Annotated in this window: 6 protein-coding genes; 3 read left to right on the top strand and 3 right to left on the bottom strand. The window is 60.4% G+C overall.

The window, feature by feature from the left end; translation table 11 throughout:
- The first annotated feature begins 50 nt into the window (after positions 1–50).
- The 3 genes from ACR0JW_RS08665 to fdhF all read left to right on the top strand — a co-directional run bounded on the left by ACR0JW_RS08665 (position 51) and on the right by fdhF (position 5518).
- Positions 51–932, top strand: a complete 882-nt coding sequence (locus ACR0JW_RS08665; protein ID WP_170678243.1) for a LysR family transcriptional regulator — start codon at positions 51–53, stop codon at positions 930–932.
- An 85-nt stretch (positions 933–1017) separates the two neighbouring features.
- Positions 1018–2721 (top strand): NAD(P)H-dependent oxidoreductase subunit E, encoded by a 1704-nt coding sequence (locus ACR0JW_RS08660; protein ID WP_170825119.1) that lies wholly within the window; start codon positions 1018–1020, stop codon positions 2719–2721.
- Positions 2722–2734: 13 nt separating this feature from the next.
- Positions 2735–5518 carry a formate dehydrogenase subunit alpha gene (gene fdhF / locus ACR0JW_RS08655; RefSeq protein WP_170678239.1) on the top strand — a complete coding sequence of 928 codons (2784 nt, stop codon included), beginning with the start codon at positions 2735–2737 and terminating at the stop codon, positions 5516–5518.
- Positions 5519–5736: 218 nt separating this feature from the next.
- Here the strand turns inward: fdhF and ACR0JW_RS08650 are convergent, their stop codons facing one another.
- From ACR0JW_RS08650 to ACR0JW_RS08640, 3 genes are all read right to left on the bottom strand, one after another.
- Positions 5737–9822: a translocation/assembly module TamB domain-containing protein gene (locus tag ACR0JW_RS08650; protein WP_480713810.1), complete on the bottom strand. Its 4086-nt coding sequence runs from the start codon at positions 9820–9822 to the stop codon at positions 5737–5739.
- Positions 9819–11624: a BamA/TamA family outer membrane protein gene (locus tag ACR0JW_RS08645; protein ID WP_170678237.1), complete on the bottom strand. Its 1806-nt coding sequence runs from the start codon at positions 11622–11624 to the stop codon at positions 9819–9821. The genes ACR0JW_RS08650 and ACR0JW_RS08645 overlap by 4 nt, the downstream gene beginning before the upstream one ends.
- A 147-nt stretch (positions 11625–11771) precedes the next feature.
- Complete coding sequence (locus ACR0JW_RS08640) at positions 11772–12995, bottom strand: urate hydroxylase PuuD (protein WP_170678235.1); 1224 nt, start codon at positions 12993–12995, stop codon at positions 11772–11774.
- Between the last annotated feature and the right edge of the window lie 86 nt (positions 12996–13081).

Raw genomic sequence — 13081 nt, 5'->3', positions numbered from 1 at the left:
TTGAAAATACCGCTAATCTGGGCCTCTCTCCAGACTTTGGGCGCCGCCACATGATCGAAATCCGCGACCTGCAATTGCTCAGCGCTCTGGCGCGGCAACGCCATTTCGCCAAAGCGGCCGAGGAATGCGGGATTTCACAACCCGCGTTTTCCATGCGCATCCGCAATCTCGAAGATCGGCTGGGCGTTTCAATTGTCCGCCGGGCCAACCGGTTTCAGGGCCTGACCGAAGAGGGCGAGATGATCGTCCGCCGCGCGCGGCGTATCCTCGATGACGCAAAGGCGCTGGAACAGCAGGTGCTGGCCGCGCGGGGTGAGATTACGGGGACGTTGATTCTGGGCGTGATCCCCACCGCGATTGCCTTTACCGGACGCCTGATCAAACGCCTCCAGCAAGCTCATCCACGCATTTTGTCGCGGATCGAAACCATGTCGGCCTCGGCCATTCAGCACCGGCTGGACGAAGGCAGTCTGGATGCGGGCATCACCTACGGCGACAGTATCGGCACCGACTTGCGGCAGGTTCAGCCGCTGTATGAAGAAACCTATGTGCTGCTGGTCCCGTCCCACATGACAGAGGAAACCGGCCCTATTCCGTGGGCTCGGGTGGCTGAATTTCCGATCAGCCTCCTGGAGCCGCAGATGCAGAACCGACGTATTCTAGACCGGATTTTCGCCGAACAGGGCCTGCATCCCAACGTCGTCGCCGAAACCAGCGGCTTTACCGCATCGATGGTGATGGCGCGCGAGGGGCTGGCAGCTACGGTTGTTCCTCGGGTTCTGATCCGCGCTTTGGGTGATCTGAAGGGAACCAAAGTGCTACCTTTGGTCGATCCCGTTGTCAGCAAACCGATTTGTCTGGCGACCCTCAGTCGTGACCCGGAATTGCCAACGGTCGAGGCTTTGCGTGCCGTGGTGACGTCTTTACGGTGATAAACTGTCGTTATCGTGCGATTGAATTTGGCGATTTGACGATATGCTATTCTGATGAGACACGGAGCCTCAATCGGAGGGCATCATGGCACCATTAGACACCAAGCCATCAGGCGCACCCAAGGGCGTCTGGAAGTCAGGTAAAGGCAAAGGGCGGCACACGCCCAAAGGCCGTCAATTCACGGATGAGGCGCAGGCGGAAATTCATCGCCTGCTTGGCGACCGCCCGCGCCGCCGCGACCTGCTGATCGAATTTCTGCATTTGATTCAGGACGAACACGGCCATATCAGCGCCGATCACGTCGCCGCGCTTGCGGTTGAGATGCGGATTGGTCAGGCCGAGATCTACGAGACTGCGACCTTCTACGCCCATTTCGACGTTGTGAAAGAAGGCGAGACCCCTCCGCCTGCGCTGACGATCCGTGTCTGTGATTCCCTGTCCTGTGAAATGGCTGGTGCCCAGCAGCTGCAGAAGGCGCTGGAAGACGGTCTGGACCCGGCAGAGGTGCGTGTGGTGCGCGCGCCGTGCATGGGCCGTTGTGATACCGCGCCGGTGCTCGAAATCGGTCACAACCATATCGACCATGCGACCCCCGAAAAGTTGCAGGCTGCGATTGCTGCGGGCGACACTCACGCCCATCTGCCCGACTACGAAGCCTTCGCTGCTTATGAGGCAAACGGCGGTTACGCCAAGCTGAAAGAGCTGCGCGACGGTGGTGACTGGGAGAAGGTGCAGGAAGACATCCTGTCCTCGGGCCTGCGCGGCCTGGGTGGTGCTGGCTTCCCATCCGGCAAAAAGTGGGGCTTTGTTCGAATGAACGAGGGCACACGCTATCTGGCCGTGAACGGGGACGAGGGCGAGCCTGGCACATTCAAAGACCGCTACTATCTGGAACGCACGCCGCATGTCTTCCTTGAGGGCATGCTGATTGCCGCCTGGGCGGTCGAGGCCGAGACCTGCTTCATCTACATGCGTGACGAATATCCGGCCGTTCTCGAAATCCTGGCCCGCGAGATTGCCGCGCTGGAACAGGCCGGGATCGTCGAAAAAGGTTACATCGACCTGCGTCGCGGTGCTGGCGCATACATCTGCGGTGAAGAATCCGCGATGATCGAGTCGATCGAAGGCAAAAAGGGTCTGCCGCGTCACCGTCCTCCATTTGTGGCTCAGGTAGGGGTCTTCAACCGTCCGACCTTGGTGCACAATGTCGAGACGCTGTATTGGGTCTCGAAGATCTGCCGCGAGGGGCCGCAGATTTTGAGTTCAGTTGAAAAGAATGGTCGCAAGGGCTTGCGCAGCTACTCGGTCTCGGGCCGGGTTGCGAAGCCGGGTGTTTACCTGCTGCCTGCGGGTTCGACTATTCTTGACGTGATTGATGCCGCCGGCGGCATGGCCGAAGGTCATGCGTTCAAGGCGTATCAACCGGGCGGGCCGTCGTCAGGTCTTCTCCCCTCCAGTATCGACGACGTCCCGCTCGACTTTGACACCCTGCAGCCGTTGGGCACCTTCATCGGGTCTGCCGCTGTGGTGGTTCTGTCCGATCAGGACACGGCCCGCGATGCGGCGCTGAACATGCTGCGGTTCTTCGAGGATGAAAGCTGTGGTCAGTGCACGCCCTGCCGGGCGGGCTGCGAAAAGGCGGTGAAGCTGATGCAGGCCGACAAGTGGGATCAGGACTTGCTCGAAGATCTGTGCCAGGTCATGGGCGACGCGTCCATCTGCGGCTTGGGGCAAGCGGCCCCGAACCCGATCCGCCTTGTCATGAAACATTTCGCTGACGAAATCTGAGGGAGACAGAGCCATGCTTGACGCAAGCCCAACCAAGACCGTCACCTTCAACCTGAACGGCGAAGACGTCACCGTGCCCGAGGGCTGGACCATCTGGGAAGCCGCCAAGGGGCAGGGGTTCACTATTCCGCACCTGTGCCACAAGCCGCAGCCGGGCTATCGCCCGGACGGCAACTGCCGCGCCTGTATGGTCGAGGTGGAAGGCGAGCGTACGCTGGTCGCCTCGTGCATCCGCCCTGCGGCGGATGGGATGGTCGTTAAGACCGACTCGGAGCGTGCCGAGAAATCGCGCGCCATGGTTATGGAGCTGCTGGTTGCCGACCAGCCCGAGGCAGCGCACGACACCTCGAGCCACTTCTGGGACATGGCCAAGCTGACCGATGTCAGCGACAGCCGTTTCCCGGCGAAAGAGGCCGATAAAATCCCGCTGCTGGATGACAGCCACGTTGCGATGCGCGTCAATCTGGATGCCTGCATCAACTGCAACCTCTGCGTCCGGGCCTGTCGCGAAGTGCAGGTCAATGACGTGATCGGCATGGCCGGTCGTGGCCATACGGCGCAGGTCGTGTTCGATCAGAACGACCCGATGGGCGCGTCGACCTGTGTGGCTTGTGGCGAATGCGTTCAGGCCTGCCCAACCGGGGCGCTGATGCCCGCGACCGTGCTGGACGATCAGCAGCACGGCGACAGTAAAGACTACGATAGCGAAACCGAAAGCGTCTGCCCGTTCTGCGGTGTGGGCTGTAAAGTCTCGCTGAAGGTCAAGGACGGCAAGGTGAAGTATGTCGAAGGCATCAACGGCCCGGCAAACGAAGGCCGTTTGTGCGTCAAGGGGCGGTTCGGCTTTGACTATATCCACCACCCGCACCGCTTGACCAAGCCGTTGATCCGTCGCGAAGACGCGCCAGAGAAGGGTCTGAATGTCGATCCCGGCGATTTAAGCACCCATTTCCGTGAAGCGACTTGGGAAGAGGCGATGGATCTTGCCGCCACCAAGCTGAAGGCGCTTCGCGACGAAGACCCGCGCAGCGTTGCAGGCTTTGGTTCGGCCAAATGCACCAACGAAGAAGCCTATCTGTTCCAGAAATTCATCCGCCAGGGTTTCAAACACAACAACGTCGACCACTGCACCCGATTGTGCCACGCGTCCTCCGTTGCGGCGCTGATCGAGAACGTGGGCTCCGGCGCAGTGACCGCGACCTTCAACGAGATCGAAAACGCGGATGTGGCGATCATCATCGGTTCGAACCCGATCGAAAACCACCCGGTTGCGGCGACCTACTTCAAGCAGTTCGCCAAGCGCGGCGGCAAGCTGATCGTGATGGATCCGCGCGGCGTTGGGATGCGCAAGTTTGCGGATGAGATGCTGCAGTTCCGTCCGGGTGCGGATGTCTCGATGCTCAACGCGATCATGAACGTGATCGTCGAAGAAGAGCTGTATGACAGCCAATACATCCATCGCTGGACCGAGAACTGGGAAGCCGAAAAAGAGCATTTGCGCCAGTTCACGCCCGAGGCGATGTCGCCGATTTGCGGCATCGAGCCCGATCAGCTGCGCCGTGTCGCGCGCACCTTTGCGCAAGCCAAGGCCGGACTGATCTTCTGGGGCATGGGCGTCAGCCAGCACATCCACGGCACAGACAACTCTCGTTGCCTGATCTCGTTGGCTCTGATGACCGGCAACGTCGGAAAACCGGGCGCAGGTCTGCACCCGCTGCGTGGTCAGAACAACGTGCAGGGTGCATCCGATGCGGGCCTGATCCCGATGTTCCTGCCGGATTACCAGACCGTGACGGACGATGGCATTCGCGCCAAGTTCAACGAGGTCTGGAACTCGGACGACTTCTCGAACGAGAAGGGCCTGACCGTGACCGAGATCATCGACCAGATTTATGCGCGCAACATCAAGGGCATGTATATTCTGGGCGAAAACCCGGCCATGTCCGACCCGGATGTGAATCACGCGCGTGACGCGCTGGCCAAGCTGGACCTGATGATCGTGCAGGACATCTTCCTGACCGAAACGGCGAACTACGCCGATATCATCCTGCCCGCCTCGGCGCTGTATGAAAAGAACGGCACGGTGTCGAACACCAACCGTCAGGTGCAGCGGGTGCGGCCTGCCGTGACACCTCCGGGCGAGGCGCGCGAGGACTGGAAGATTACCGTCGATCTGGCGCAGCGGATCGGGCTGAACTGGGACTACACGGACGTGTCTCAGGTGTTCAATGAGATGAAGCTGACCATGGCGTCGCTTGACAACATCACGTGGGAGAGGCTTGAGACCGAAACCATCACCTATCCGTCGCTCAGCGAGACCGATCCGGGGCAGGCGATTGTATTCGGTGACGGATTCCCGCGCGCGGATGGCCGGGCCCGGTTTACCCCGGCCAGCGTCATCCCGCCGGATGAAGCGCCGGATGACGAGTACCCGATGATCGCCACCACCGGCCGTCAGTTGGAACACTGGCACACCGGGTCGATGACTCGTCGGTCGAATGTTCTTGACGCTGTTGAGCCGGAAGCGAACTGTTCGATGAATCCCCGCACGCTCAAGCTGATGGGGATCGAGCCGGGTGAGATGATCCGGCTGACCACCCGGCGCGGGACGATTGACATCATGGTTCGAGCCGATCGGGCGATCGCCGAAGACATGGTCTTCATTCCGTTTGCCTATGTTGAGGCGGCGGCGAACATTCTGACCAACTCGGCCATCGACCCCTATGGGAAAATCCCCGAGTTCAAATTCTCGGCCATTCGCGTTGAAAAGATTGGGGATGCCATCGCAGCGGAGTAGGCGCCGCGCACGACAAAAATTCAAGGGCGGTTCTGATCAGAGCCGCCCTTTCGCGTTTCACACCATCCTGTGCCGGTCATGCCTGTCCAAAACTGTGCAGCGTCAGTTGCGCCTCAACGCGCCGCAGTCGCCAAGGAGCAAGGCGAAAAAAAGCGCTTTGGCACAGGACAAAACAAACTTACACACTTGTCCCGATGGTTCTGGAACCGCACCTGGCCCTAGTAGTCGCGTTCGAAAAAGACGCCCAAACCTGTTTCACCACGCCCGTCGACCGTGCCACGCACGGTGAAACTGTCAGTAACATCCAGATTCAGGTTCACTTCGGTGTCGCCTTCGGTGTTGACCGTGAAATCAGTGTAGAGGTTGTCGCTCAGATAAGCGCCTGCGCCCAGACGGCCCGCACCGCCCTCCGAGGCGCCAATGTCGACGGTATCCACGCCCGTCGCATCGCGCAGCCCTTTGGTTGCGTCCCCGCCTGCACCGCTGAGTTGCGCCAGCGACGCCGCCATTTGCGCGATCACAAAGGGTGAAAGCTCGGAAAAGCGATTGCCGAACAACAATATCGCCAGGGCCTCTTCCGCAGGGCGTTCAGGGTCGGAAAATATGTCGACCTGAGGCGCATCCAGTGGCCCCGCAATTTCAATTGTGGCAGTGCCGTCCGACGTGCTGGTTGAGGATTCGAACTCGATATAGGGTGTCAGGTCGCCCTGAAGTGTCACGACACCCTTGGTCAGCGCCAGCCTGCGCCCCAGAATGTCGAAGTTGCCCCGGATCAGCTCAATCTGACCGGACGGCACGATGGATGCCGTGGTTCCACCGATGTTGATTCTGCCCCCAAGTTCAGCGTTCACACCGCGGCCCCGCACAAACACGGCTTTGGGGGCCAGCAGGCTGACGTCCAGCGTAATCCGCGAATCGCTTTTGGCTTTGTCCCCGGTCACGACCAGCTGCGCGCGTTCCCGGGTCAGGAAGCCAGCCGCGCTTTCGTTGACATGCGTGATGTTGGGAATGGGTGCCGCGCCCACCGCGCCAGAGGCTGCAGCGAGATTGATGTTGGTCTCGTCGAATGTGATCTGCCCGGCGACCGAGCTGTTGCCCGCCAAAGCGCCGGTCATGGCGACCTGGCCGTTCAGCGTCGTTTCATATAGCAGCCTGTCCGTCAGCACGAGGCTGTTGAGAACGGTCGTGATGTTGGCATTGAAGGGTGGCGTCAGGTCTATTGGGCCGTTGACCGTAAAGGACCCGCCAGCCTGCATCCCGCCGTTCAGCGCGACGGTAGCGCGGCTTTGCGCCAGGTCGACCGATCCGCTGATCCCCGTCACGGTCTGTCCAGCCGCGGGAATGGCCAGAGCTGTACCGGAGGTTGAAACCGTTCCGCTTAAGGCCGCCAGTGACGGCGCGCCTTTCAACGAAAGATCAAACCGCGCCTGACCATCGATCTTGTTGGGTGTGATAAACACATTGGCGATGCCAAGGTTCAAACCACCTTGCGCGGTCAGGTCGGCCTGACCGGTGGTCTCGCTAAATGTCCCCGAGACATCGCCGCTGATTTCGGCTGGTCCATCGGCCTTGGCGCTGACGGTCCAGACGCCGTTGTCACGTTTTGCTGTACCCTTGGCCGCTATAGTCCCCGGAAACTCGGGCACAAACCGTTCGATTTTGTTGAACCGCGCGTCAAATTCCAGATCGGCGTTTCCGTCCAGTCCAACATTGCCGTCCAGACTGGCGTAAGAGCTGTCAGGGCCTTGCAGGCTGACGGTGCCTTCCAGACCTGATCCATCGGGTGCTACATTGCCGGTCAGGGTCAAAGGACCGGAAAGGGTGCTTGCCAACCTGGCCAGGTCATCCAGTCTGACGTTGAAGGTCAATCCCCCGTTTTCGCGGTTTAGTTCACCGGATGCTTCCGCAGACAAGGCCGTTCCCTGCAGACGGAATGCCCGGATATCGACGGTTTCCTCGGTTTTCTCGGCGTCCACCGTCAAAGTCGTGCGGCCCTTAATCAGTTTGTCCAGCGCTTCGATGCCGGTCTGGATGTCGCGTGCATCCAGATCGCCCTTGATGTCAAAAGTCCGGCTGGCCAGCGCGGCGCTCCCGTTGGCGTCGGCCTGCACCGAACCCGCCAGATCGCGTTTGGCCAGGCCGGAGAACAGCGACAGATCCGGCGCGTTCAATTGCGCCTGTCCGTCAACGGACAGGTCCCCTGTCGGGTCCTGCACAATCGCCGAGACCTGCGCGTTTAGTGCGGTGCCGTTTACCGTGGCGTTACGGATATCAATTTTGTCGGCGGTCCGGGCGCCATCCCACTCGATAGTGGTCCGACCGGTCAAAAGCGGATCGATGTCCGAAAGCCCGGTTGTGATGTCTTGTCCGATTACGCTGGCTGTTCCGTCAAACTCCAGCGTTTGCACGGTTCCCTGCCCGTCGAGGGTGGCCTGAACTGCGCCGCTCAGTTCGCGCTTTGCCAGACCCGAAAAGACGGAAAGATCCTGCGCGTTGACGCTGGCCTGACCGTCGATGGTCAGGTTTCCGTCCGGTGTCGTGACCTCACCGCTGGCCGCCGCCTGCAAGGTTTCGCCGTTTACTGTAAGGTCACGGATGGTGACGCCGTCCGTGTCGCGCTTTGCATCCACCACAATGGTCGTTTCGCCGGCAATCACCGGATCGATATCGTCCCGGCCCGTCAACAGATCGCGGGCCTCGACGTTCAGCTTACCGTCAAAGCTGCCTTCCAGCGGTGATCCATTACCCTCGACCCGGGCCGAGACCTGTCCGCCCAGATCAAGCTTGGCCAGTTCCGAGAACCGGGACAGGTCCGTTGCGTCTAGGGTCGCCGTTCCGTCAATCGTCAGACCGCTGGCCAAACCGCTGATCAATGCGTCCGCCCCAAGCGTATAGTCCGAACCCACCAGTTCCACCCCTGACAGGGTCAACGACTGATCACTACCGTAGCTGAACAATCCGTCCAGTGTGATGCGATCGCCGAGTGCCGCGTTCAGCCAGGCATCCGCCAGATCGATCCCGTCCAGCGCGGCCTGAATGTCACCTTCGAATTGTAAGGATGCACCTTGTTCCAGTGTTCCCTGGCCGGTGATCTGCGCCCGCTGCAACCCGATTTGCGGCGATTTGAAAGCGTTTGTTGTTAGGCTCAAATCCCACAGGTTGCCGTTCTTCTGATCGAACAGCGCTGAAATCTGAGCCGCTTCGATAGATGTTTGACCGCCTGAGACTGGCAGCACGACAGTTTTGCCATCCGGCGGCGTGATCCGCCCTTGAAGGGCCGCCAGTTGCAGTACACCGCCAGGGGCAAGCTGCAACTCTCCCTTCAGCTTCAGCGCCTGCGAGGAAAACTCGAGATCGGAAATGTCCAGCGCGCCGTCCGGCTGCGTCCGGCCATCGACAAACAGACGCGTGTCAGGGCCAAAGAACGTGTCCATGTTTTGCGCCAGAAATGGCGTCAGGTCGCCTTTGAGATCGGTTGTAAAGGCGATGCCGTCACTTGACGCGCCACCTGCCTCCGTGGCCGACCGCAACCGGACCTGTCCTGCGACACGCTGCTGGTTGTCACTGCTCAGGCCGATATCCGCTGTGAAATCCGTAAGGGGACCTGACCCGGTGGCGGTCAGACCGATCGGTGGGCTGTCGGGTATCTTCAGCGCCGTCGAGATCAGTCCGCCCGAATCCTCGACCACTTTCAGGTCCAGACGGATTTCACTGCTCGCGTTCTCGAACCCGGCGGACAGGCTGATCTGGTCGCCGGCCTGGTCCAGTCGCGTGACATCCAGTTTGGTATCCAGCGTGCCGTCTGCCAGCGACAGATTTCCGTTCACGGCAAGCTCGGCCGCGACCCCGATCAGGGGTTGGCCCAGCGACAGCTCGTCTACCCGGATTTCGCTGATTTGGATGGCAACGGGCAATTCAGGCAGCTGAAACGGCTTGGTTTCAGCCGAAGGCGCGGGGGTGTCCTTGGTGGTTGCCCCAGGCGCGCGGGCGATGTCGATTTCCTGCGCAGTCAGGGCGTTGACCGAAAAACGGCCGCGGATCAATGCAAGCCGGTTCCAGTCCAGCACTGCATCCTTGATGGTCAGCCAGACGCCTTCGTCATCGGCCACGGTGATTTCTTCGATGGTCGCCCGCGAACTCAGCGCGCCCTGAAGGCCCTTGACCCGGACGTTCTGGTCGTCGCCGGACAGGGTGTCCTGCAGGAAATTCTCCAGCATGCTGCCGCCGCTATCTTCCTGCGCGGTCACGGGCGATGTGATCAGCACCGCGCCGATCAGAACGGGATATGAAAGCCGCCGGATCAAAATGCCTGTCCAATCCCGATATAGAACTGCAGCCCGCTGCCGGTGTCGCCCTGAACCGGCCATGCCAGATCAACGCGCAACGGGCCGAACCCACCCAGATCGTATCTGGCACCGATACCGGCACCAGCATGATACTCGGCACCGCTGCCGATGAAGGATGACGTGTCGACCGTGCCATAGTCGTAGAACCCGACCAGAGACAGTGAGTCGGTGACCTTGCCGCGTACCTCTCCGGACAGGCCGAGAAAGGACTTGCCGCCCGCCACGCCGGTTCCCACCGGGATGCCGAGGCTTTCAAAAGGCTGTCCGCGCACGGTTCCCGCGCCGCCCGAGAAGAACAGAAAATCCGGTGTTACCCCGTCTGGTGACGGCCCCAGAACCGACCCCAGCTGCACACGGCCGGCCAGCACCAGCCTGCCGCCGGTTCCGAAACTGGCATAGCCGCGCCCGTCCAGAAAAATGCGCAGGCCGGACTCGGTCTCGGACAGTCCGGCAAAAGGCATGGCATTCGCATCAAGATAGAACCCCCGCGTGGCGCTGACCTTGCTGTCGCGCTGGTCCCATTCCGACCGGAAGGGGAGGATGAAATACCTGAATTTGCGCCCGGAGCCGTAGGCATCATCCGCATCCGAATACTGGAACCCTGCTGATGCCTCGGCATAAAGCTGGTCCGAGAAGGTGCGCCGCGCACCATATGCCACTGAGGCCACGGTAACGTTGTAGTTTTCGGTATCCCGCCGCTCCAGCAGGGCGCTCCAAAAGGTGCTGTCGTCGGGGCCCAGCCTGTCTGGCTGATCCAGTCGCAGGCCAATCCGCCCATCGATATTCTCGGCCCCGCCAATGTTGCGGATCGCGGCCTCGAACCTCAGCCGCTGCGCACGCCTGAACACATTTCGATGGGTCCAGGTCGCGGTCAGATCAAGACCATCGCGCGAGGCAAGCTCGCCCCCGAGTGTTATGCGACGCGGGGGCAGGTCCTCGAACGTGGCATCAAAATCAAGCGAGCCATCTGGGTTGGGTTCTTCCCGCTCCTTGATCGAGACAACATTGAACGTCCCGGTGCGGCGCAGACGGGTGCCGACTTTCTGCACTTTTTGCGGGGAGTAGACTTCGCCCGTAGGAAAACCCGCGATCTTTTCGATCGATCTGTGCCGCACGGTGGTGTCGCCGTCGATGAACATCCTTCCAAATGTCAGGCGCGGGCCGGGCGCCAGATCGATCTCGGCATCCAGCTTGGATTGTTTGTGCCGGGCGACGACCTTTTGTCCAGCAACGTCCGCCTTTGCGTGCCCGGCGTCTTTCCATGCCTGAACACCTGTGGACGTGGCCTGCTGGATCGCGCCCGTTGTCGCACGTTTGCCGGTGGCAAATTCCTGGGGCAATACGGTCAGCGGGGCCAACGGCTGCACAAGCGCTGTTCCGAAGGTAAAGACCGGGCCCGTGTTCACAGTGATGACAGCGCGCTTGATCTGGCTTGGAACGCTCAGCGAGCTGAGGTCGGCCGCTTCCTGTCCATCCAGTTTGATGCTGACGACCGGGCTGAAATACCCCTCGTCATACAGGATCTGGACGATGGTGCGGTAATCCGAAAGCGCGGCGGACAATATTTCCAGCGGAGTGTCCAGCCCGCGCGATTTGGCTGTTGTTACCGAAGAGTTTTCCTTGAGGCGGTCCACCACTTCTTTCGGCGCTCCGGGCGCCGTCAACGTGGTTTCCAGCGCCGCCAATGTGGTCGGCGCGATGGCCACGACAACGCCAAACAGCCAGCACTTAAGAATGGCGCGCGGCCTTCTTCCCTGCATCAAATGGCTCCAACTGCCCCAACTCGAAATCACTTTGGCCGCCTTGTACGGTTCGGCGGCTGTTCAACTTCATGTTAGACCATCTGATGGGGTGCAGGAAAAGGGAAATGACGTGCGAATTGCGATTTGAGGCAATCTTTTGTGCGGTCAAAGACCCGCATTCCGGAACCAGCGGATCAGGGCGTCGCGGTCCTCGGGCTCCATGAAGGTGACATTTGCAGGCGGCATCGCATGACTGACGCCTGCCTGCAGATAGATCTGCTTTGCGTTTCTTGCGATGTCGCCTTCGGTTTCCAACAGCACGCCCTTGGGTGCCCACAGGATACCCTCCCAGACCGGTTCGCGAGCGTGGCACATTGAACAGCGGCCCAGAACGATGTCATGCGCCTCTTCGAACCCGTCTGCGGCGGCGAACTTTTGTTCATAAGGCGTCAGCGGCTGCGCTTCGGCCTCTTCCAGCGGTTTGTACATCGGCGCGGTGGACAGCCACATGATGGCGATGAACAGCAGGGCGGTGACCAGCCAGGTCCAGGTCGGGTTGCCGGCACGGGCATGGCGGGTGTTGAAATAGTGCCGGATGGTGACACCCATCAGAAAGACCAGCGCCGCGATGATCCAGTTGTATTCGGTCGCAAAGGCCAGTGGATAGTGGTTCGACAGCATCAGGAACACGACCGGCAGCGTCAGGTAGTTGTTGTGCGTGGACCGCAGCTTGGCGATTTTGCCGTATTTCGGGTCCGGTGTGCGCCCGTTCTTCAGGTCATCCACTACGATGCGCTGGTTGGGCATGATTATGAAGAACACGTTCGCCGTCATGATAGTGGCCGTGAAGGCCCCCAGATGCAGCATCATTGCACGGCCGGTGAAGATCTGGTTGTACCCCCAACCCATTGCCACCAGCAGCACGAACAGCAGCACCATCAAAAGGGTGGGGCGTTCGCCAAGACCGGATTTGCACAGGTAGTCATAGGCCAGCCAGCCCACGGTCAGCGAGGCGGCCGAGATCAAAATTCCCTGCCACAGTGCCAGATCGGCCTTTTGCGCGTCGATCAGATACAGCTCGCCGCCGACCCAATAGACGATCATCAGAAGCGCCGCCCCGCTGAGCCAGGTCGCATAGCTTTCCCATTTGAACCAGGTCAGGTGGTCCGGCATCCGCTCGGGCGCGACGAGGTATTTCTGAATGTGGTAGAAGCCACCGCCATGCACCTGCCATTCCTCGCCATCGGCGGGGCCGGGGATGTCGCGGTTCAGTCCAAGATCCAACGCTATGAAATAAAAGGATGATCCGATCCACGCGATGGCGGTGATCACGTGCAGCCAGCGCACAGCAAAGGCCATCCAGTCCCAGAACACGGCGAGGTCATACATGCAAGAAGTCTCCGATTGCTTGCCGTCACACTAGGCAAAAGGGATTTTCTTCGGTATTCCCGTATATTGTCAAACTGTATCAAAAA

This window comes from Ruegeria sp. BG6 (genome assembly GCF_056538465.1).
The sequence above is the reverse complement of the archived record's forward strand: the minus strand, read 5'-3'. Positions and strand labels throughout refer to the sequence as shown.